This is a genomic window from Paenibacillus sp. MT86 (genome assembly GCF_058792535.1).
The window spans coordinates 2,809,554-2,832,692 of the sequence record NZ_CM179499.1 but is presented as its reverse complement, the minus strand read 5'-3'; the positions used below and the strand labels follow the sequence as shown (position 1 = coordinate 2,832,692).

Below are 23,139 nucleotides of genomic sequence, written 5' to 3'. Positions count from 1 at the left end.
CCCTCATCGCATGAACATGCCGCCGTTGATTTCGATCGTCTCACCCGTTATATAAGAAGACAGCTCCGAGACGAGAAACAGCACGGAGCCGGCGACATCGTCCGGCGTGCCCTCTCGCCCAAGCGGAATGCCCTGAATGGTAGCTTTGCGCGCATCATCCGGGGTAAAGGTCGCGTGAAACGCCGTTTGCCCGATAAAGCCCGGGGATACGGCATTCACGTTAATTCCGCTTGAAGCGAGCTCCTTCGCCAAGCCTTTGGTAAAGCTCAGGACGGCAGCCTTGCTCGCTGCATAAATGCTGGCGCCCGGTCCGCCGCCGTTGTGCGCCGCAACGGAGGTCATGTTCACGATGCGGCCTTGACCGGCCGCTTTCATGCCCGAAATGACGGCTTTGCTCACGAATACCGTGCTTTTCATATTGACGTCCATGATCTTGGCGTAGAGCTCCTCGGTCATTTCCGCATTTGCCAGCCGCTGGACCAAATGCCCCGCATTGTTAACCAGAATCGTTACCGGTCCGCCAAACGCCTTTTCCACTTCCGCCACAAGCGCCTCCGCCTGTTCTGCTTGCGCAACGTCTGCGCGAAAAGCGTGGGCTTCGCCGCCAAAATCTCGGATCTCGGCAACGGCCTCTTCGGCAGCCTCCTTGCTGTTCAGATAATTCAGCGCTACCTTGGCTCCGCTTCTCGCCAGCATGATGGCAACCGCCCGACCGATTCCTCCGCTAGATCCTGTGACTAAAGCGACGTTACCCGATAGATTTATTTGCATGTTGATCCCTCCTGATTAGGTTTGCAGCTGTTTCAGCCTGTTTTCTTGCTCACGCATTCTTTTCATTCGCGGCATCGTCATGACGATGCTTGTGCCTTGACTCGGCGAACTATGAACCGTTATCCCGTACGCTTCGCCGTAAACCATCTGTATTCGCCGATGGACGTTCACGATGCCGATGCCGCCTCTGCGCAGGGCGCGTTTCCCCTCTTCATCATCGACCAGGCGGTTTTCCTCGAGCCTTTTGCGCAGTTTATGAAGCTTATGGTCCGCAATGCCTGCCCCGTTGTCCTCGACAATGACCAGCAAATTGTCTCCGTCGACTCTCGTATCAATCCGAATGTAATGCCACGCCTCGATTCCTTCCGGAAAGGCATGCTGGAAAATATTCTCCACAATCGGCTGCAGGGAGAGCCTGACCATCTTCTCCAACAGGAGCTCGGGCGGCGTTGCCACCTCGATCTCAAAATCGCGCCCGATCCGATGCTTCAAGATCATCATGTAATGCCGCACATGGTTCAGCTCGTTGGCAATCGTGATTTCCTCCAGATTGGTCTGAATGGAATATCGAAGCATGAAAGCCATGGCCTCCACCATGTCCGAAATTTCGTCCGAATCCTGAACGATCGCGTAACAGTTGATCGTTTCCAGCGTGTTGTACAAAAAATGCGGATTGATCTGCAATTGAAGCGCCTGAAACTCGGCACGCTGGCGCTCCAGCTGGATGTCCTGCAGCTCCAGCTGCGTCTTCTGGTTGTGGAGCTCCGTGTCGTATACCTGCTCGATCATGTCGGACAACCGGCTGACCATGAGATTGTAGCTGTGGATCAAACCCCCGATTTCATCCTCGCGCGGTTTCACGTCGGTGATGTGCGTCCAGTTCCCCTTCTCCGTCTGCCTCATCCCGTTCTTCAAATTGCGGATCGGATTCACGATCGATTTCCCGAATCTGTATGCCAGAACGAGCGCAATGAACAAGGTGACAAAGCCTACGATAATGGTGGTGGAGCGGATGCCCGAAATCGGCGCCCGGAGCTCATCCAGCGGCATCATAATGACGAGGCTCCAGCCCGAATATTCGGACTGGCGCGAGATGATCATCGCTTTCTCGCCTAATACCGGTTCAATGAAGCGATGATCGCCCTTGGCGATAATGCGCTTCGGCAGGTCCGTGGTCGTGATGCCCTCCATATCCACGTGCTCTGGTGCATAAACGACCTCGCCTTCACGATCCAGGATGAAAAAGAAACCCTGTTCCCCGAGGTCGACGCCATTCCATAAACCCGACAGTTGATCTTCATTGAATTCTACTGCAAGCACGCCTTTGACGTCGTAGGAATTCATTCCACGGATTTTGCGGGCAACCGTAATGACGTTGTCGCGATCCTGTTCCAGCAGGCTGGTCTTCAAGATGACGATCTCCCCGTTCCCCGGCGTCTTCTCCGTCAATTCACGAAGTCGGTCCGACGGATCGATCGACATGGCGGAGAAATTCTGGTTCTGATCGAAAATCGACCGGCCATGGAACCCCAGAATGTACATCATATGGGTCTGCGTGGGGTATTGAATGAAAATCTTCTGAAAGACATCCTTTCGGATGAGATGGGTGAACCGGTAATGCTCGTAGCTGTCGCTGGGGTCCATATCCAAAAATCGCTTCACCGAATCCTGCAGCAAAATCGTATTGCTGATCCGCTCGAACATTTTCAGCTGATTATCCGTTTGCCTTGCGGCGTTCGTGATGACGGTGGTCATATACTTCTCGACCTGCTCGTCGATCGCTTCGGATGATTTCATATAGAAGAATACGCCGACCGTGGTAAGCGAGAACATCACGACGATGAAGAAGTACAGGAAGATTTGACGGGACAGGCTCTTTCGCATCATTCGATCCCCAGCATCTCCCGGTATTCGGAAGGGGTGTACCCGGTGACCTTCTTAAAGGTTTTGGTAAAATGGGGATGATCCGCATACCCCACTTCGAACGAAATGTCCGTAATTTTATAATGCGGAATGGCAAGGAGCTTCTTCGCCTTCTCCATTCGTTTCTTGATCCGGTAATGGACAAAGGTCTCGTCCGTCATCTGCTTGAACAGCTGGCTGAAATAGGACGGGTTGAGTCCAAGCATGTCGGCCACCTCATCCAGCGAGAGATCGCGGGACAAGTTGCGCTCGATATAGGCTTTCGCTTCCTCTACGGGCTCCTTCGCATTTCCTTTTCTCTTCTCGCGTATGAGTTTCACCGTCTGATTCACGGCCAGACGAAATCTCTCAAAATAATGATGGTTCCCTCCGGGCGCAGGCCCCGATATTCCCGTCATGCGTTCGAACGAATATACGTCCCTGCCGTTTAACTGCTTGATCAATTTCGCGTACAGCTCATCCAGCAGCTCCTGAAGCTGGATCGATTCGAACCGGCGCTCATTGCAATAATCCTCGATTTCCTGCAGCTTCATCTGGATATCGTTCATTTGCAAATGCCATACGGCCAACTCGAGCTGCTCCAGCCAATCCTCCAGCTTGGAAAGCGGAAAATAGAACCGCTGCTTCTCCTGCATGGATTTTCGATCCGCCATCAATTTGTTCATGGTGTTATGTACCACCGATTTGGTCACGGGCTTGAGCAGATATTCCTTAACCCCATACGACATGCATTTCTGGGCGTATTCGAAATCGCCGTAACCGGAGATGACAACGACCGTGATATCGCCGTATGCTTCATATAACTGCTTGCTTAACTCCAGGCCGTCCATCTTGGGCATCTTGATATCCGTAAATATGAAGTCCGGTCGTGCCGTCTGGATCGCTTCCAATGCTTCCATGCCGTTTCCGGCCGTTTCCGCTTGAATCATGGCCGGATCCGTCTGCGTGATTAGTTTCGCCAAGCCCATCCTTATCATAGGTTCATCATCAACGACCAGAATGCGGTACATCACCCATTCCCCTTTCAAACCAGCGAGAGTAGTTTAGCTTTAGCAAGATACTCCTCTGCTTGGACAAGCAGAGGAGTCATTCTTCAACACTATACTAAAACATGCCCCGCCTATTCGAAAGCGTTTTCTTTTTCGTTGTATCGTTTTGTGGCTTCCTCAATAATCTCTTTACCGCCCTTGGACAGATACTCCTCGAGCACCTTGCCGTAGTTATCGATCGGCTCCCTGCCGTATACCATGCGAAGCACATGCTCCAGAATCAGCGGAGGCAGTTCATCCGACTTCGGATTCAGCTCCGGATATTTCACCATCGCCTCCAGTCTCGGGTCGAATTCTATTCCGCGGCGGCCCTCAGTCGATAACATGTTATCAAAAGCATCAATCAGCTCTTTGCCGGAATCGGACAATTCGGACACGCGTTTGTTGTACGTTGTGTCCTGCACCAGCCACAGCCAGTAGTTCAAATAACGCATCTTATCCGCGCCTGCAGCGTCCGTCGGCACCTCGAAGGCCGGCTTTCCGTCGGTTACCTGATAATCCTCGCCCTCGATGCCGAAGCTGAAGAACAATTCCGCGTCCTCACTGACCATCCAGTTGAAGAACTTCACGATATCCTCCGCTTTGTCCTTCGCCTTCGCGTTGATGAAGAAGGAACGCGTGACCGGATTATAATGGGCATATCCCCCTTTACCGTCAGGTCCTACAGGCGAAGGAATCAGCGCCACTTTCGCGTCCGGCACATTCTCCTTCAGCTGGGTTCCCCAGATCGGAAGCTCGTTGGCATTCATAGACCACATGCCGGCTTTGCCGCTCGTGACGATGGATTTGAAATCCGCGCTTTCAATGGTCGCGAATTCCTTGCTGATCAATCCTTCCTCATGCATCGTCTTATAGATCTGAATGGCCTGCTTCATATTTTCTTCGTCAAAAAAGGTGGGCTTTACTTGCCCGTCCGGGAATACCTTGAATTGGTTCAGGTAACCCAGCACGTCATAGGCGCCGAAGAAGGTATCGGCATATTTGAAATTCTGACGTCCCGCATAAGGCTGCTCCACACCGGCTTCCTTGAACGCGCGCAGAACCTCCATCGTCTCTTCCACCGTCGTCGGGATCTCCTTGCCTACCTTTTCCAGCAGGTCGGTCCGAATCCACGTGGCCCGTCTGGACGGATTGGACAGGATTTCGGGAATCCCGTAAATATTGCCCGTCTTGGAATCCGTCATCCGCTTCCAGGCTTCCTCGGGGATAAACTTGAGCAGGTCCTGCCCGTGCTCCTGCAGCAGGTCGTTGAGCGGAAGAAAGACTCCGTTCTCCACGGCACCGGCCAGCTCGGGACCGCTGATTCCGCCAGTGCCCTGCACCACATCCGGTATGTCGTTCGTTGCGAACATCTGCACCATTTTATCCTGATATTCGTTATGCGGAATGAGGCGGATATCGAGGTCCGTATTCGTCATTTTCTCTAGCTCCAGCACGTACTTATCCTTGTTGATATCCGGATTCTTCTCAACGTAGGAAACGTTAAGCGTCCGCATCGAAATGGAAAATTTCGTGGCTCCCGCTTCATTCCCGCCTTGGCCGTCGCCCCCGGCGTTGGCTCCTCCGCCTCCGCCATTATTGCCCGCACAGCCGACGAGCATGGCCAGTACAAAACCTGACGTAAGCGCACGTGTCCAGCTTTTTCTCATGAATACCCCTCTTTTCAAGCTAATATAGTCGCTTATAATAGCGCTTTCAAACTTATTATCAGTATAGAGAGCCGTCTGGGCGGGAACAAGGAATGTCTTTGGCTCGGTTTGTCGTTTTTTTAGGGCTATTCTTTGATCGACCCGATCATCATCCCGTGAATGAAGAAGCGCTGCAGAAACGGATACAAGAGAATGATGGGCAGCGTGGCTACCAGAATAACCGCCATCTGAATGCCCTGCACGGACTGGGAGCTTGCTTCGAACGCCATGTTGCCCGTATCGGTCAGGCCCTCGTTCACCAGAAGTTCCCTCAATTTTACCTGGAGCGGATACTTGCTGCGGTCATTGATATAGTAAAGGGCATCCATATATTTGTTCCAATTCGTTACGGAATAGAATATCCCTACCGTCGCCAGCGCCGGCTTGGATAACGGAAGCACGATGCTCCATAAAGTACGGACCTCGCTGCATCCGTCGATTCGGGACGAATCGATCAGTTCGCCCGGAATTTGGGTGAAGAACGTGCGAAGCACAAACAGGTTGAATGCGCTGATCGCCGATGGCAGCATCAAGGACCACAGCGTGTTGACGAGATTCAGCTCGCGCATCAGAATGAATTGCGGGATGAGCGGCGCCGTAAAAATCATGGTCAATAAGATGATAATCATGATGGTTTTCCTGCCGACGTATTCGGGCCTGGAGAGCGGGTACGCCAGCGAAGCGGTTGCTGCCAGATTGATGAAGGTTCCGAATATCGTAATATAGACGCTGATCCCGAATGCCCTCCAGATGGAAACATCGTTGAATACATGCTTATAGTATGCAAAGGTGAATTCCACCGGCCAGAACATCACTTCTCCGCGATCGATAGCGCCCGGGCTGCTGAACGACTGGGCAATGACATTTAGGAATGGGAGCAGCATGGTGAGTGCAAGAAAGGTAAGGATGATATAGTTCAATACAAGAAACATTTTTCTGCCTGCACTGTCATATTTCACGTTGGTGGTCACTCCCCTCTAATACAGCGACTCGCCGGTCGCTTTCTTGCTGATGGTGTTTGCAATGGCGATCAGGAACAAGCCGACAACGGACTTGAACACCCCGATGGCGGTGGCATAACTGTACTGAAGCTGCTGCAAGCCGGCTTTGTAAATATATGTGTCCAAAATTTCGCTGGACTGGATGTTAAGCGGGTTCTGAAACACGAATACGCGTTCAAACCCGTAATCCATGAAATCCCCGATCTTGAGCAGGAACAGGATCGTTATCACGGGAAGCAGCGCTGGCAGGGTAATGCTTAGGGTCTGGCGCCATCTCCCCGCTCCGTCGATTTCGGAGGCTTCGTAGAGATCCGGATTGATGCCTGCGAGCGCCGCCAGATAGATGATGGTTCCCCAGCCGACATCTCTCCATAATCCGGAGCCCACCAATACCGTTCGAATGTAGGAATCTTCGCCTAGGAAATAGATCGGTTCGATGCCGAACCACCCGAGCACCACGTTCACGATCCCCGATGACGGGGACAGGATGCCCACAAAGATACCGCTTACAATAACCCATGACAGAAAATGCGGCGCATAGAATATCGTCTGGACAATTTTCTTGTAAACGACCTGGCGAACCTCGTTCAGCAATAAAGCCAGGACGATGGGGGCCGTAAAAGCAAACAGAATGTCATATGTACCCAGCAGAAGCGTATTGCGCAGAATTTTCAGAAAATCATAGTGCTGGAACATTCGCCCAAAGTGCTCAAGGCCCACCCAGGGACTTCCCGTTACGCCCGCAAACAAATTGTAGTTCTGGAATGCGATCACGGAGCCCATTAACGGAACATATTTGAACAATGCGAAGAACAGCAGTCCCGGCAGCGATATGAAGTACAGCGCCCTGTATTTCCACATGAATCCGAGCAGCTTTCTCCGTTTATCAAGCCTTCCGTCCAGAATCGGGCTTACCGCTGCTTTGTTTGGCTCGGCCATCTGTCATCACCTCTTGTTTCTCAAATGGGCCGGTGCGTTGTCATCTATCGGAATTTCGTCAAACCGGATGCTGATAAATTCAGGCTCCCGGTCAATGATCCGCGACAGCTCCTTTGTAAAAACGTCAACGATTTCGTTCTTCTGCTCATCCGTGCGTCCTTCGTACATTTTAATCGTAATTTGCGGCATCGGCTGATCGCCTCCTTAGGAAATGGATGTGATGAATATCCTTATCCTATAGGTTTTCATGACCGGGCAGCAATGGAGGAAGATCGGTTCCTTTGTGTTTTTTTTAGGTGGATCGGCGGCTTGTGTTTTTTTAAGCTCGGCTTGTGATTTCAACAGTTTTTAAACGGCTGGTCTAGAAATTCGAAGCGTTCTGTGGAACAATGGTTCAAAGCAGATGCCAAGCAGATGCCAACACGGGCCGCTCGATGCCATCAGTTATGGGAGGTTAGCGATGAACGGACAAGTGAAGGAAGAGGAAACGGCCTATGCGTCGTTATGGGGAAAACTCGAAAATAAAGTAACGCGCATGACGGGTCAGCTCCAAGGCAAAGTTCCCCATGCCACAAAGAACGGGATCTATGATTCCACCCGGATCGATTGGTGGACCTCCGGTTTTTGGCCGGGGATGCTATGGATGATGTATGATATGACCAAGCAGCCGCAGTATAAGGAATGGGCTTGGGAATGGGATATTCGGCTTGAAGAGGCGCTGATCGGAGACAGTAACTTTCATCACGATGTAGGCTTTCAATTTCTGCCGACGGCAGTCATCAAATATAAACTGACCGGCGATCCGGATGCCAGGCGGAGAGCATTGTTGGCGGCTACCCTGCTCGCAGGAAGGTATAACCCCGTCGGCAGATTCATTCGCGCTTGGAATCAGGTGAAGCCAACCTCGTGGAACCACGGAAACGAAGGCTGGTCCATCATCGATTCCACCATGAATCTCTCCCTCTTGTTCTGGGCTTCCGAGGAGAGCTGCGATCCGAGATTCGCTCATATCGCCAGAGAGCAAGCCAATACGGTTGCTGAACATTTCATTAGACCCGACGGCTCGGTTCGGCACATCTGCCGGTTTGACCCGTTGACGGGAGAATATATGGAATCGCTCGGGGGGCAAGGCTTTGGACCGGAATCGGCCTGGAGCCGGGGAGCAGCCTGGGCTTTGCACGGGATGGCGAACACCTATCGGTATACCGGCGATATTCGGTATCTCGACGCTGCCAAGCGAGTCGCTCATTTCTTCGTGGCTTCCCTTGAGGAAGATTCCATTCCGCTTTGGGATTTTCGGGCGGAGCGCAAGGATATGGAATCCCCCGATCATGACGGGACGGAAACATCCCCAATGGCACCGGTGCCAAGGGATACATCCGCGGCATCCTGCGCCGCATCCGGGCTGCTTGAAATCGCGGACCTCGTCCCGCAAGCCGAAAGCGCTCTGTACCGCAGCAGCGCCTTGCGTATCATCGACTCTTTGACGAACCGTTACGCCGAATGGGATGACCCGGATTATGAAGGCATACTGAAAGAAGCCACAGGGCATCTGCCTGCCGGACAAAATATAAACGTCTCGCTCATCTATGGCGATTATTATTATGTTGAGAGCGCAGCCAAGCTAATGGGATGGAAAAACCGGATCTTCTGATCCGGTTTTTTTGTCGCGTTTATTTATACTTTTTCGGAATCCGAATATAGAAGCAGCTGCCGCCAACATGCGTATCTCCGCTTTCGGCCCACACGTGGCCGCCATGAGCGGAAACCAGCTGCTTGACGATGGCCAGCCCCATTCCGCTTCCGCCGCTTAACCGATTCCTCGACTTATCGCCCCGATACAGCCTTTCGAATATATACGGCAGATCGGATTGGGAGATGCCCTGTCCCGAATCCCGAATCCGAATCAGGGCATCGGCCCCTTCGTCCACGAGATCGGCTTGCACCGTACCGCCGGACGGGGTGTAGTGCAAGGCATTGCTTAACACATTGATCAGAATCTGATGCATCCGGTCTGGATCCACCTCGACTGCGATCGAAGAACTGCCGGCATATTGCAAACTCACTTCTTTTTCATGATACATCGCCTTCGCCAACGTGACGTCTCTCTCCATAATATGGCTCAGATCCTGCTCGGACCAGGACAGCTGAAACTCCGGGGATTCCATATCGTGCAGCTCCTCCAGCTCCGCGACGAGCTGAATCAAACGGTCGATTTCATCCAAGCAGGTGCGGAAACGGTCTGCAGTCGGCTCCCATACCCCGTCCTCGAGTGCACGGGTGTGACTCTTTAAGGTGGTTAGCGGCGTTCGGAGCTCATGCGCGATATCCTGCGTCATGTTCCTGCGAAGCTGCTCCTGTTTCTGCAGCTGTACTGCAAGCTCATTCAGCGAAGCACCAAGCCCCGCAATTTCATCGTACCCTACGGCTGCCACGCGGATATCCCAATTTCCCTGCGTCATCATTTCTGCCGCCCGCTTCATCTGGACGAGGGGAGCCGATATCCTTCTTGCTACATAGATTCCTATTATGGAGGCTATGGCAATCGATAACAGGCAGGTTAAGATAATCGATTGCATCTGCGCCTGCTCCAAATGGTAGTTCAGCTCATCCATTCCGCTGTGTCCGCTGGACTGCTGCTGGTACATCGCGATATGGTAATGGTTCGTCACGATGTTGATCACGGTAAACACGATCAGGATCCCTGCCGTGATGCTGATAATGATGGCGGCGAGCCTCAGGTCTAGGCGATGCTTCAAGCCCCGTCACCTCCGAAGCGATAGCCGAATCCGTAAACGGTGAGGATATATTTCGGCTGCTTTGGGTCGGATTCAATCTTTTGACGCAGATTCTTTATATGCTGATCGATGATGCGGATGTCTCCGATAAAATCGTAGCCTAATACCCGGTCAACCAGTTCCTCGCGAGAGAAGTTCCGCTGCGGGTATTTGGCCAACAGCAGCAGCAGTTTATATTCGCTCGGCGTCAAATTCACGATTTGTCCATGGCTGGTGACCTCATGCTTCATGGAATGGATGACCAATGCGCCTTCATCATATACAATGACGTCCGCGAGCAGCTTGCTGTCATCCCCCCGCCTCAAAACAGCCTTGACCCTTGCCACGACTTCACGAGGGTCGAACGGCTTCACGATGTAATCATCGGCTCCGATCGCAAATCCGCCGATCCGGCTGCTCTGAGCCACCTTAGCCGTTAACATCACGATGGGGACCGAGCTAAACGTTCGAATTTCCTTGCATATCCGTTCACCGTCCATATCCGGCAGCATGAGGTCCAATAGGACAAGGTCCACGGCTTGTCCTCGCAGGCAATCGAATGCCTCGGCACCGTTCGCCGCTTCCAGCGTCAAGTAACGTTCTTTGTTCAAATAAGATACAAGAACTTCTCGAATATTCGGTTCATCATCCACGATTAATATGGTTTTCATTCCGGTATCTCCTTATAGAATCCTTCATCAGTACAAGTCAACTGTAACATAAGTCTCCATTGTAACTGAAACTTGTGAAGATTCCATGAGGATGAATAAGATGGTCCATGAAGCCCATGAGATTGTTGGGCTTCATGGTATACTAATGCATTTCGTTTTATCACGTGGCATTTATAAGAGACTTCAGATAAGAGACGCTTTGCGGCACCTGGCTTTCATGCAAGCCATGAAGAATCAGCGGCCCGTTAAAACGATAAGCGCGCAGGAGCTGAATGTATGCTTCATAATCCAGTTCTCCGGTACCGGCAGCCCTGTACCGGAATCCATCTACAGTCGAATAATCCTTGGCATGAGCGATAATAACATGTTCACCGAGCAGTGACAGCGCTTGATCTACTACCTCTGTCAAAGCCTTTCCGTCGTTCGGGTTGAACAAATTCGCTGCGTCCAGTACCACCTTCAACCGCGGAGTACGCATCGTATCCAGCAGCTGTCTGGCTTTAACGGCATTGCTGATCACATTGGCCGGCTCCGGTTCAACGGCCAGCTCGAGCCCGAATTCCTCTGCTATATTCACCAGTGCCTTCATGGTGATCAGCAGATCATCCCATGCTTCCGGCGAATCGTTGTCCGGATGTCTTCTCCACATATCGATTGGATCCCTCGTCCCTGTGCACAGGGTAATGACCGACGTCCCCATGAAATGGCACATCGCTGCCAAATGGCGAAACCGGCGAATGTCATGCTGCCGTTTCTCCTGATCGGGGTGGATCATATTAAAGGTCCCGGATACGGCCGCCATATGAAGATGCCGATTCTCGCACGCAGCTTGTATATGTGCCGCGGTCCCCAGATCGACGGCCTCCGGCAGCGACGGAAGAGCGGCGCAGGTAAGATTGAACTGGATGACCTCCAATCCGGTTGCTATGACAGCGTCCAAGTTTTCTTCCAGTGTCGGCCTCTCAAACGTCTTGGAGAATATGCCCAATTTCATCACTCATACGCCTCCCGATACTTCAGCCAGCTTTACCGTCTTGCCGCTCTCAACGGATCTGGCAATCGCCGCCATCGCGCGCATGGCTGCTACTCCGTCATCCAGATTGGCTCCTCGCATGGGTGCCTGCTCCAGAATCGTATCCGCGAAGCCTTCAACCTGCAGCTTGAAGAAATGCGCATCTTCGCCTAGCGGCCTGTGATAACAACCGTCGCGCGAGGAGAACACCTCGACGTCGCTTGACTTGAAGAGCCACGGATTGTAGGTCTTGCCAACAACGCTTCCGTGTTCACCGTAAATTTGAAAGCCTTCATGCCAGTCCATCCGGACGGCGACCGTAAGATCCAGATGCCCTACAGCGCCCGATGCAAACTGAACCGTGACGAACCAGTTATATGCGCCGAATTTCTGCGTATTCCATGCCGTCACGCTCACCAGGTCCCCCCCTAAAAAGCGGGCCGTATCCACCAGATGGCTGCCATGCGTCAGCATGTAATAACGCAGCTTATCGAGCTTCGGATTACCTTCCGGTCTCAGGGCATTCGGACTAAGCCGCACCAACGGCTGCACGTTTTCGGTGACCGTATACCGGTAGGTGGAATCGCAGTACCATGCTTTCAGGGCCAGCATCTCCCCCATCTCTTGCTCTATAAACCGTTTAGCATAAGCGATGCCGGGATCAAAGCGTTTCATGTTTCCGATTTGGACAACACAACCGGAATCCCTTGCTCTCCGCTGCAATTCCTCACACTCTTCTACGGTGACGCCAAGCGGCTTCTCCACGAGAACATGTTTACCTGCTTCGATGGCTTTAAGGGCGGCTTTCACGTGAAATTGATCCGCGATGCCAATGATGACAGCTTCCACCTCGGGATCTGCCAGCATCTTGTCATAATCCTTGTAGGTTCGTACCGGCTGATGGATTTCGGCCATGCGGTTCAGCAAATCCTCCGCGACGTCGCATATCGCATAAAGGCGTGCATTGCGCGCCCTCCGGCAAGCTTCGAAATGTCCGTACTGCGATATGGGGCCGCAGCCCAGCACGGCTGCATTCAATGTCGTTCTATTCTCGGCCATGACAGCACCTCCTGTAGTTGATGATTATAAGAAAAACGCCGATCGACGTACTTTCTCAGAAGACAGACCGCGGTTAGAGGATGTTTTTCTTGCGATATCAGGAAGGCCCGTGCTTCGAGGTTTATACTTTCTGATATCTAAAGAAAAACGCCGATCGACGTACTTTCTCAGAAGACAGACCCCGGTTAAAGGATGTTTTTCTTGCGGTTATTGAATTGTTCAGCTCCCTGGAAACTAATAAATTCTATAATCTATGGCAAAAGCCGCAGGATATACTCCTGCGGCTGCATTCCCTCTTATTTTTTTGCCATGTATTTGCGAATGTCAAATGCTACCGCTGCTACGATAATAAGCCCTTTGATGATCAATTGCCAATAGGGACTGACGCCGATAAAGGTTAACCCGTAATTGATAACGCCGAAGATCAGAACCCCGGCCATCACGCCGGGCACCGTGCCGATGCCGCCAGCCGTGGATACGCCTCCGACCACGCATGCCGCTATCGCATCAAGTTCATACATGTTGCCATAGTTGTTGGTCGCACCACCGGTTCTTGCAGCCTCCAGCACGCCGGCGATGCCGTACAGTGCACCGGAAATAGCGTAGATCGCGATGAGATTGCGAGCGACATTGATCCCCGATACATGCGCAGCTTGCACGTTGCCGCCAATGGCATACATATTTTTGCCGAGCCGGGTCTTGTTGAAGATGACCCAGCAGATGAACGCAACAAAGATAGCGATGATGACGATGTAAGGGAGTGAGTAACCGCCGCCGAAGTCGATGTAGCCGCTGCCCCACACGGTAAAATCCGGTCGTAAGCCGCCGATCGGCTGGGACTGGTTCGGCTCCATATCAAAATAGATGGAATTGACGCCGTAGATCCCGACCATCGTACCGAGCGTCGCTATGAACGGCGGCACATGCAGCTTGGCAACAATGAAGCCATTGATTAGACCGACGACAAGCCCCGCTACGATACCGATCAGGATCGGCAATAGAACCGATACCTGGGGCAAATCCGGGAAAAAGCGGTTCGCATAAACCTCCGTTTGCAGCATCGAAGCCGATACGACCGCGGTTAAGCCTACGACGCGACCTGCGGAAAGGTCTACCCCGCCAGTGATCAGAATGAATGCCGCTCCCAGCGCGATGATCAATCTGGTCGAGGATTGCTGCAGGATATCCCGCAATGTGGAAAAGGCCAGAAAGTTGGGATCTGCGACGGCAATCCCGATGACGAGCAGTATCAATACTACGAATATGGCGCGCTGCGCCAAATAATCTTTAACCTTGACGATGGCTTGCGTATTCATCGACTTCCCCTCCCGGATCGGCCGACCGCTGCTGTGCGGCCAGCCGCATGATTTCCTCTTCGCTTGCTTCCTGCCCTTCCAGAATTCCCGTCATCCGCCCTTCGCTCATCACCATGATCCGGTCGGACATTCCGAGCAGCTCGGGCATTTCGGAGGAAATCATAATGATGCTCTTCCCTTGCGTCGCCAGCTGCGTAATGATGGAATAAATCTCGAATTTGGCACCCACATCGATCCCGCGGGTCGGCTCATCCAGCAGCAGGATCTCGGGCTCCGTAAGCAGCCATCTCGCCAGCAGCACCTTCTGCTGGTTCCCGCCCGACAGATTTCGAATCTGGGTATTGACCGACGGCGTCTTGGTTCTCAGCTTCTCCACGTTCGTTCGCGCATCCTCGATGCCTCTGCGTTCATTCAGCAGGAACGCCCAATTCTGATACCTTCGAAGATTGGCAATGACCGTATTCTCGTAGACCGAGAGTACCGGGAATATGCCGGTGACTCTACGCTCCTCCGTCAGCAGTGCCATGTTGTTTTTCTTCGCATCGGAAGGCGACTTGATCTTCACTGGTCTCCCGTTAATCGATATGGTTCCGGAGGCCACCGGACGAAGCCCGAAGAGAGCCTCAACCAATTCCGTGCGCTGAGCGCCGACAAGGCCGCCAATGCCCAGAATCTCGCCCTTTCTCAGCTCGAAGGATACATTCTGAAACGAGTTCGGATTAGTGGAGCTTAATTGGCGGACCTGCATCCGGGTTTCGCCCGGAATGTTCGTCCGTTCAGGATAGCGCTCCGTCAAATCCCGCCCCACCATACGGGTAATGATCAAATCGGTCGTCAATTCTCCTGCCTGCCAGGTTCCCACGTACTTCCCGTCCCGCATGATCGTGACATCATCGGATATGCGCAGAATTTCTTCCATTTTGTGCGAGATGTAGACGATGGACACGCCCTGCGACCGCAGCCTGTTCATGATGCTGAACAGATGCTCCACCTCGTTCCCGGTCAGAGATGAGGTCGGTTCGTCCATTACGATCACTTTGGAGTGATAGGACACCGCTTTGACAATCTCAAGCGATTGGATCTTGGACACAGAAAGCGCTCCTGTCCTTGCTCTGGGATCAATATCGATATCAAGCTCGCGGAACAGCCGGAGCGTGTCCGCTGCCATCTGTTTCTCGTTCACGAATTTCAAGGGCCAGAAGCCCGTCATCGGAAATCTTCCCAGCCATATATTCTCCATCACATTGCGGTGCGGCACGGGATGAAGCTCCTGATGAATCATGGATATTCCGTGATTTAATGCATCCTTGGAGCTGTTGATGGCGACCTTGTCGCCGTTTAAGTAAATGTCGCCTTCATCAGGCTTGTAGATGCCGAACAAACATTTCATCAGCGTTGATTTGCCGGCTCCGTTCTCGCCCATGAGCGCATGCACGGTTCCGGGTCTTACCTTGAACGTTACGTCGCTTAATGCCTGAACGCCTGGAAACGCCTTCGATATATTCCGCATCTCCAGCACATACGATTCCGCCACTTTGAATACCTCCTTCGCTTTTCCGGGCCAAAAGGGTCCAATATAAAGGGACAACGCTACGATGAGCCGCTGCCCCTTCTTATAACCCTGCCATTATTTCGCGTCGGCGATATTGTCCTTCGTTATTTTTTTGTAGGCGATCCACACGTATTTACCGTCGGTAATATCAAAGCCGGTATTCTCCTTGTTCGGCGTTTCCCCTTTGGAAAGCGCGGCCGCTATGGCAACGGAAGCTTTGCCCTGGCTCTTGGCGTCGTTAAGCACGGTTCCGAGAAGGGTGCCATCTTCCAGCGCCTGGACGGCGGGAGCCGTCGCATCGACGCCCACGACCGGCATGTACTTGTCGCCGCTGAAATAACCTGCCGCTTTCAAAGCCTCAATCGCTCCGAGCGCCATATCGTCATTGTTGGCCAGCACCGCTTCAATCTTGTCGCCATGGGACGCGAGGAAGGTTTGCATCTTCTCCTGTCCTTTCACGCGGTCCCACATGGCGGTATCCACCGCAAGCGCTTCCACTTCAATGCCGGCGTCTTGAATCGCCTGAACGGAGAATTTGGTCCGCAGCTCGGCATCCTGATGGCCCGGCTCCCCCTGCAGCAGCACATACTGCAGCTTGCCGTCCCCGTTCTTGTCTGCCTTCGGATTCGCTTTCCAATAATCGACGATCAGCTGTCCGGAGATCGTGCCGGATTCCTCCGCCTTCGCCCCTACGTAATAAACCTTATCCCATTTGTTCATGTCTTCCGCGATCGGCTCCCGGTTCAGGAAAACCACCGGCGTATTGGCGGTTTTCGCCTTGTCGATAATGACGCCCGCTGCCGTGCGGTCTACGGGGTTGATAATCATAGAGCTGTATTTTTTCGAGATAAACAGATCGATTTTCTCATTCTGGGTCGGCTGCGCATTTTGACTATCCACGATATCCAGTTTGGCTACGCCATTCGCTGCATCGGACATCGCATTCCGAACGCCTGTCATAAAGGTATCGTCGAACTTGTAAATCGCCACCCCGACTTGAGGCGTGCTGCCGCCTGCCGCGTCGCCGCCCGTGCTATCGCTGCCGGTTGAACTGCTCCCGCCGTTGTTGCATGCCGCCGTGGTCAGCATCATGCCTGCCATTAGGACAAACAGCCATTTTTTCTTCACTTGGGTTGACCTCCCTGATTCATTCGATATTTCAGTGCTGGCTGCGGAACTCCGAAGCCGTATCTCACTGACTACCGCCATTATGCCGGAATGACCCTGATATTCGAATTCAAAATCCTCCTGATTTCTAGCAAAATTCTCATCATTTACCGATTGGCTTCGCGACTTCCTTAATTACTTCACAAATGGAAACAGCACCTTCTGATTATCCATCCAGAACATATTGTCGGAATCGATCACCTTGGTCTCAAGCACGATCGGCTTATCATATCTCGAACCGTCCATGACCTTCACAGCCTGCTCTACGCCCAAGTAGCCCGTGCTGAATCCGTTCTGTACCACGAGTTTATGAAGGACGCCATCCTGAAGAAGCTGAAGCTGTTCCAGATCGCTGCCGAAGGTGACAATCTTGATCTCACCTTGAACCTTCCGCCTTGCGACTTCTTTAGCCGCTCCCAAGGAAGCCTGAATATCGAGTGCCAGAATTCCGTCGACGGCGCCCTGATCCAGCAGCTGTTTGGCGGCCTGCCAGCATGCATCCTCGCGTTTGCCGCAAGCCGCGCCGCCCGCTATTTCAATTCCGCCGATATCTGACCATGCCCGTTTGGCTCCCTCTTCGCGGGCGATCAAGTCGGGGTCCTCCCTGTCGGAACGCAGGATGGCTACTGTACCCCGACCTTCAAGCAAGTCGGCCAGCTGCTCGCCCGCCTTGCGTCCGGCAGCTTCATTATTGATCGCGATCGCGGATAAGATACCTGTGGTCATTCGTTCATCATTCAATGCAATCACGGGGGTACCCGCTGCCGCTGCCTTATCGCCTAATTCCTGCAGCACAGCCTCCGATGCCGGGTCGATCAAGATCGCGGAGGCGCCCTTCTCCAACATCTTCAAAGCGGCCTGCAGCTGCTCCTCCTCATCGTCGCTAGGCTCCAGGGAAACATAATCGAGCGCCAATCCGTATTCCTTGGCGGCCGCCTCGGCGCCTAAACGGATTGCATCCCCCTGCTCTTCGGCGTGTACGGGAGCCACAAGGGCAATATGTTGAAGCCCGGGCTCCTCATCCGGGTCCGTATCGGATGAACACGATGTTAAGAGGATCAGGACAGCGACGAGTGCAGCGAAACATCCCCTAGGTCCAATCGGCAACCGCAGCGGCCGAAAAGTTCTAATCATGCTCGCGTTCCTCCTCGTCCATATCGTGAATGACCGGAATCCGTATGCGAACGGTAGTGCCCGCCTCCTGCTCGCTCTCGAATTCCAGCCCGTACCGTTTGCCGTAATACAGGCGAATTCGGTCATGGACATTTCGAACGGCCACGCCGGAACCGGCCGAATTGATAAATTGTGCCGGGTTATGAGGCGTCTCTTTAGCGTCCAAGATTCCTTCAACCATCTCGGGCGTCATCCCAACCCCGTTATCCGTAACCGTCATTTCCAACAATTCGCCTTTTACGGCTGCCCCTATGCGAATATGCCCCTGATCCACCATATACTCGATGCCGTGCACGATGGCATTCTCGATTAAGGGCTGAAGCACCAGCTTGAGGGTGTAACAGGATAGCGCGGCTTCGTCCGCTTCGATCGTAAAATCGAATTTCTGTTTATATCTCATCTGTTGTATGGTCATATAATGCCGTGCGTGCTCCAGCTCTTCCCGGACGCTTATCGATGTCTTCCCTTTGCTCAAGCTCAAGCGAAACAGCTTCGACAAGGAAGTAATCATCGTAATGACCTCCTCCTTCTTGCTCATTCCTACCATGCGAACAACCGAATTCAGGGTATTGTACAAAAAATGAGGGTTGATCTGGGCCTGCAAGGCTTCCAGCTCATATTTACGCTTCGATTCCTGCTCCTTCACAATCTGTTTCATGAGCTGCCTGATCTTATTCAGCATCAGGTTGAAACGGCTGGACAGCTGCACTACTTCAAGCGGTCCCTGCAACGGGAGCTCCACGTCGAAATCGCCCCGTTCCACGGCTTTCATCGTTCGGCCCATGCGGCGGATGGGCCGGGTGAGCATGGCCGAAAGAATCAGGGATACCGCGATGGCCAGCACCAAGACTATGGCAACCACCCGGACCAAATAACGGTTGACCTCTTCTCTTGTGGTCATGATCTCATCCAAATAGGATACGCCCACGATTTTCCAGCCTATATTGACGACCGATTTGACCGTATTGAGCCGCTTGACCCCATCCGATTCATCAATGTAGCTCTCCGAGGAGGTCAGCGCCCGCTCAACGCTCTCATTCCGAAGCCCCATGTAGATTAATTGCTGCTGCGGATGGTAAACGATATTTCCCGCTCCTTCGTCAATGATGTACGCATACCCGCGCTTCCCCAGACTGATGCGGCTGCTCAGCTCGTCGATCTTCTTGAAGTTGATATCCACCAGCAGAATGACGTACATCGGCTCCCCGTCATGAACGACCGTAATGCCTTTGCTCATCGTGACGACCCATTCAAACGTTTGGTCGTATAAATTCTGAACATGGGGCAGCGAGAAGCTCAGATGGTCGGAGACTCTCATGGCCGAGTGAAACCAGCTCTGTTCCGTCACCTTGGCGCTGGGCTTGACCGGAATGGCCGGATGGTTCCGCAGCATGTCGCCCTGATCATTAAACAAAGCGATGGAGACGATGTCATCTCGGCTTCGCATGATCGTATCGAGCTGTTTTGTCACCTGTTCATCGTCCCACTGCCCGTCTGCCAGCATATTTTCCTCGATCGCCCGATACAGCTGCGCCATCCCGTCCACGTAATCCTCGAGATTATAGCTAACCTGGTCCACGATTTGCTGGGCATTCAGGAATACGCTTTGCTCTGCCGATCGCGAGAATTTATTGAAGAGCAGTACGGCTACCACGATCACAATGAGCAGAATGAACGCCGAGAAGGACCACATGATGATGGATTGAATGCTGTGCGCCCGGAATCGCTTAACCCATCGTTGAACAAAAGGTAGGACCGAGTATCGCTTCGTATACGTGATTTTCACCGATGCCCTACCCCCTCGCTTGTGCCCGATATTCCTTAGGCGAAACGCCGACCTGCTTCTTGAAGCTGAAGCTGAAATAATTCGGATCGGCAAACCCGACTCGCTCCGCAATTTCGAAAGCCTTCAGGTCGGTGGAACGTAAAAGCTCCTTGGCCGTTTCCATCCGCAGCTGCATTAAGTACTGCACATAGGTCATTTTGAGCTCTTTTTTGAATACGCCGCTAAAATAGCCTGTGCTGATATGCAGGTGCATGCACAGCTTCTGCAGCGATATATCCGGGTCGCCGTAATGCTCCCGCGTGTATTGGAGCGCTTTCTCCACGATGTCTTTATAGGCATGCTGCCTAGAGCTGGAGATTTGCTTGCGGATGGCCAAACTGACATCCTGAAGCCAAGCTTTAGCCTCCTGTAGTCCGGAAAACTTGAAGATCTCGGCATGCAGCTGATACCCCGCTCCAAACATCTCCTCAAGCTCGATCCCGGATTCTTTAGCCGTTCGAAGTATGGCCGTTACGACTTCCAGGAGATAGATCTGAACCTCTTGAATCGTGCAGGATGCTCCGATCAGCTCATCGAAAATGTGCGTAATCGCTTCACTTAATTCCTCCGCGGTTCCGAGCTTAAGATTGCGGATCAGCGCTTGCTCCTGCAATTCGTCCAGACGGACCCCTTCCTGCCTCGGACTCTCCACGTCATCGATGAAGATGACTTTCTCGGCGCCGAGAATCAGCCGGTAGTCCAGCGCCAGCAGCGCATCCTGGTAGGAGTGCTTAAGATCGGACAGTGTCCGGACCCTGGAACCCACGCCGATCGTAACCGGCAGCTTCAGATAGTGAAGAATGCTTTTGAGCAAACGGTCCAGTGCCACCTGCAGGTCGCCAAACCATGACTCGTCCTCGCAGCCGTCATTCGTAATCAAGAACACGATGCTATCCTGATATATGAATGCGCTTCCAAAAGAAAGGGGATCTATCAGCTCTTTCGCAATGTTCAGCATGGCGTGCAGCATCAAGTCCATATCGCCGGAATGCCGCAGGGAGCTTGATGGAGCACTCTCCTTATGCTCAGCCGCCGGATATAAAGCCAACACCGCGGCGAGATAACAGGCGCCGTTCAGCGGAAGGCCGTAATTCCGAGTTTTCTCCTCAATGATGGACCGGGGCAGTTTTCGGGTTAACAGCGAAGCCAGGAATGATTCCCGAAGCAAAGGCAGGCTTGTCCGGTAATGCTCCTTCAATTGGCGCATGTCCTCTCGCTCCGCCACCTCCATATCGATCTTGTCCTTGATCTTGCCTAATAACTCCATGAAGCTTTCGGCAGAGAACGGCTTGAGCAAATACTCATCCACGCTGAGCGTAATCGCTTGGCGGGCGTAATCAAATTCGTCATAGCCGGTCAAAATCACGATTTTGCACAGCGGCTGATGCTCCCTTAGCCATGAGGCCAGCTGCAGTCCATCCTGAAAGGGCATACTGATATCGGTAATAACGACATCCGGCTCCAACCGCTCCGCAGCCTCCACGGCCTCTCTTCCGTTCTCCGCCGTCCCCTTGATCTCGAATCCGCAGGCTTCCCATTGGATTTCCTGAACGAGGCCTTCTCTCACATCGGCTTCATCATCCACTAACAGCACTTTATACAATGCGACCCCTCCCGTTTCTGTCCTGTTCGGTTGCAAACTGAATCTATAGTGATCTTACCTCGCCGCACCCAAATTGGGAATCTTCCACATTATGTTTTTTGCAACAAAAAAAAGAACGAATGCACGACTCCAGCGAAACAGCGCTTCCCTGTTCCTGGAGTCATGATTCGTTCCGAAATCGATTGTGCAGCATTCCTTACGCCTGAACGGGTACGGAGACGGGTTTTACCGGCGTGCTCAACCTCTTGATGCTCAGATAGTAAGCGATGCCGAGCGGGATGACGGCGCCCAGCCAAGCCAGCGGATTTGCCAGGCTTGCACCGAGGAAGCCGATCTGCGCGGTCAGGAAGATAGCAGCCAGTACCCGCATGATCAGCTCCATGATGCCCGCCACAGTGGGAATTAAGCTCTGACCAAGCCCCTGAAGCGTGAAGCGGTAGATGAAGAGCAGCGAAAGAAGCAGATAGGTGCTGCCGTTCGATAAGAAATACAGCCTGCTGAGCGACAGCAATTCCTCTTGGCCTTGACCCACAAAAAGGCTGACGGCGGCAGGACCCGCGAATATAACCAGCAGGCCCACGGCGATGCTGAATGATCCCGAGAGCCAAATACACTGCTTAACCCCCAGTTTGATCCGGTCTATGCGATTCGCTCCGAAGTTCTGAGCGGCAAAAGTCGCCATCGTAATCCCGAAGGAACTCATCGGCTGCGTGGCGAGCATATCAATCTTCTGTGCAGCGGTATAAGCCGCAACGGCTGATGCCCCGAGACCGTTTAGCGTGATCTGCAGAATAATGGCTCCGATGGCGATAATGGAGGCTTGGAAGCCCATCGGAAAACCTACCCACATATGCTGGCGAATAAATTTCCAATCGATGGACCAGTCGGCATTCTTGAATTGAAGGAGCGGGACCTTCTTATGAATGTAGATCAGACAGAGCAGGCAGGAGAACAGCTGCGATACAACCGTGGCAAGTCCGGCTCCGGCGACTCCCATCTTAAATACGAGAATGAATAAGAGGTCGAGCACGATGTTCAGAATGCTTGCAACGACCAGGAAGAGAAGCGGCGTCCGGCTGTCGCCGAGAGCGCGGAGCAGGTTAGCCAGCAAATTAAACAGAACGGCCGCGCCGACGCCCCAGTTAATGACGATCAGATACGAATACGCATCATCCAAAATTTCGGCAGGGGTGTTCATCATGACGAGGACGGGTCTCGTAAATATAACGCTCACGATGGTGAGGAATACCGTGAACACCAGACTGATCCATATACTCGTTCCCACGCTTTTGCGGACGCCTGCGATATCCTTAGCTCCAAAACGCTGTGCCGTTATGATAGACAAGCCAGCCGTCAAGCCTTGGGCAAAGCCGATGACAAAAAACAAAATGCTGCCTGTCGAGCCAACGGCTGCAAGTGCGTTCACGCCAATGGTACGTCCCACGATAAGGGTGTCCGCCATGTTGTAAAATTGTTGAAAAATATTACCGATCAAAAGCGGGATGGTAAACATGATAATCAGCTTGATCGGACTTCCTTGCGTCATGTCTCTCATGTAGATTCTCCTATGCCGTCAATAAACGTTCCTCTAGAGATTTATTTGAAATATTATG

Annotated in this window: 19 protein-coding genes; 1 reads left to right on the top strand and 18 read right to left on the bottom strand. The window is 52.7% G+C overall.

Annotated elements, in window-relative coordinates; translation table 11 throughout:
- Positions 1–3 precede the first annotated feature (3 nt).
- The 7 genes from AC3RCL_RS12580 to AC3RCL_RS12550 form a co-directional block, all read right to left on the bottom strand.
- On the bottom strand, positions 4–771 hold the full coding sequence (locus AC3RCL_RS12580) for an SDR family NAD(P)-dependent oxidoreductase (protein ID WP_492535531.1): 768 nt from the start codon (positions 769–771) through the stop codon (positions 4–6).
- 15 nt (positions 772–786) lie between these two features.
- The gene (locus tag AC3RCL_RS12575) at positions 787–2,658 is read right to left on the bottom strand and encodes a cache domain-containing sensor histidine kinase (RefSeq protein ID WP_492535529.1); all 1,872 of its coding nucleotides are present in this window, start codon (positions 2,656–2,658) and stop codon (positions 787–789) included.
- Complete coding sequence (locus tag AC3RCL_RS12570) at positions 2,655–3,704, bottom strand: response regulator transcription factor (protein WP_009590938.1); 1,050 nt, start codon at positions 3,702–3,704, stop codon at positions 2,655–2,657. Before AC3RCL_RS12570 ends, AC3RCL_RS12575 begins: the two co-directional genes overlap by 4 nt.
- Before the next feature lie 110 nt (positions 3,705–3,814).
- Entirely contained in the window at positions 3,815–5,392 is a 1,578-nt protein-coding gene (locus AC3RCL_RS12565; protein ID WP_492535527.1) for an extracellular solute-binding protein, read from the bottom strand.
- Positions 5,393–5,517: 125 nt separating this feature from the next.
- The gene (locus AC3RCL_RS12560) at positions 5,518–6,390 is read right to left on the bottom strand and encodes a carbohydrate ABC transporter permease (RefSeq protein WP_036660892.1); all 873 of its coding nucleotides are present in this window, start codon (positions 6,388–6,390) and stop codon (positions 5,518–5,520) included.
- 18 nt (positions 6,391–6,408) lie between these two features.
- Positions 6,409–7,371 carry an ABC transporter permease gene (locus tag AC3RCL_RS12555; RefSeq protein ID WP_192571516.1) on the bottom strand — a complete coding sequence of 321 codons (963 nt, stop codon included), beginning with the start codon at positions 7,369–7,371 and terminating at the stop codon, positions 6,409–6,411.
- Between the two features lie 6 nt (positions 7,372–7,377).
- Positions 7,378–7,560 carry a tautomerase family protein gene (locus AC3RCL_RS12550; protein ID WP_009590941.1) on the bottom strand — a complete coding sequence of 61 codons (183 nt, stop codon included), beginning with the start codon at positions 7,558–7,560 and terminating at the stop codon, positions 7,378–7,380.
- A gap of 271 nt (positions 7,561–7,831) precedes the next feature.
- Here AC3RCL_RS12550 and AC3RCL_RS12545 point away from each other — a divergent pair, with 271 nt between their 5' ends.
- A complete protein-coding gene (locus tag AC3RCL_RS12545; RefSeq protein WP_492535524.1) occupies positions 7,832–9,025 on the top strand; it encodes a glycoside hydrolase family 88 protein in 1,194 nt (397 codons plus the stop codon).
- Positions 9,026–9,044: 19 nt separating this feature from the next.
- Here AC3RCL_RS12545 and AC3RCL_RS12540 read toward each other — a convergent pair whose 3' ends face one another.
- From AC3RCL_RS12540 to AC3RCL_RS12490, 11 genes are all read right to left on the bottom strand, one after another.
- The gene (locus AC3RCL_RS12540) at positions 9,045–10,130 is read right to left on the bottom strand and encodes a sensor histidine kinase (protein ID WP_492535522.1); all 1,086 of its coding nucleotides are present in this window, start codon (positions 10,128–10,130) and stop codon (positions 9,045–9,047) included.
- Positions 10,127–10,819: a response regulator gene (locus AC3RCL_RS12535; protein ID WP_036660898.1), complete on the bottom strand. Its 693-nt coding sequence runs from the start codon at positions 10,817–10,819 to the stop codon at positions 10,127–10,129. The genes AC3RCL_RS12540 and AC3RCL_RS12535 overlap by 4 nt, the downstream gene beginning before the upstream one ends.
- A gap of 160 nt (positions 10,820–10,979) precedes the next feature.
- Positions 10,980–11,813: a sugar phosphate isomerase/epimerase family protein gene (locus AC3RCL_RS12530; RefSeq protein ID WP_492535519.1), complete on the bottom strand. Its 834-nt coding sequence runs from the start codon at positions 11,811–11,813 to the stop codon at positions 10,980–10,982.
- A 3-nt stretch (positions 11,814–11,816) separates the two neighbouring features.
- On the bottom strand, positions 11,817–12,890 hold the full coding sequence (locus AC3RCL_RS12525; protein WP_096774193.1) for a Gfo/Idh/MocA family oxidoreductase: 1,074 nt from the start codon (positions 12,888–12,890) through the stop codon (positions 11,817–11,819).
- A 296-nt stretch (positions 12,891–13,186) separates the two neighbouring features.
- Positions 13,187–14,206 carry a galactose/methyl galactoside ABC transporter permease MglC gene (mglC, locus tag AC3RCL_RS12520; protein ID WP_096774194.1) on the bottom strand — a complete coding sequence of 340 codons (1,020 nt, stop codon included), beginning with the start codon at positions 14,204–14,206 and terminating at the stop codon, positions 13,187–13,189.
- Positions 14,178–15,716, bottom strand: a complete 1,539-nt coding sequence (locus tag AC3RCL_RS12515) for a sugar ABC transporter ATP-binding protein (protein ID WP_481858307.1) — start codon at positions 15,714–15,716, stop codon at positions 14,178–14,180. Before AC3RCL_RS12515 ends, mglC begins: the two co-directional genes overlap by 29 nt.
- 117 nt (positions 15,717–15,833) lie before the next feature.
- Positions 15,834–16,859, bottom strand: a complete 1,026-nt coding sequence (locus tag AC3RCL_RS12510) for a galactose ABC transporter substrate-binding protein (protein ID WP_374705882.1) — start codon at positions 16,857–16,859, stop codon at positions 15,834–15,836.
- Positions 16,860–17,060: 201 nt separating this feature from the next.
- Positions 17,061–18,059 carry a substrate-binding domain-containing protein gene (locus tag AC3RCL_RS12505; RefSeq protein WP_213578993.1) on the bottom strand — a complete coding sequence of 333 codons (999 nt, stop codon included), beginning with the start codon at positions 18,057–18,059 and terminating at the stop codon, positions 17,061–17,063.
- Positions 18,052–19,884, bottom strand: a complete 1,833-nt coding sequence (locus AC3RCL_RS12500) for a cache domain-containing sensor histidine kinase (RefSeq protein WP_492535516.1) — start codon at positions 19,882–19,884, stop codon at positions 18,052–18,054. The genes AC3RCL_RS12505 and AC3RCL_RS12500 overlap by 8 nt, the downstream gene beginning before the upstream one ends.
- Before the next feature lie 7 nt (positions 19,885–19,891).
- Positions 19,892–21,526 carry a response regulator gene (locus AC3RCL_RS12495; RefSeq protein ID WP_492535514.1) on the bottom strand — a complete coding sequence of 545 codons (1,635 nt, stop codon included), beginning with the start codon at positions 21,524–21,526 and terminating at the stop codon, positions 19,892–19,894.
- Between the two features lie 196 nt (positions 21,527–21,722).
- Positions 21,723–23,081 carry an MATE family efflux transporter gene (locus AC3RCL_RS12490; RefSeq protein ID WP_213578996.1) on the bottom strand — a complete coding sequence of 453 codons (1,359 nt, stop codon included), beginning with the start codon at positions 23,079–23,081 and terminating at the stop codon, positions 21,723–21,725.
- Positions 23,082–23,139: the final 58 nt, after the last annotated feature.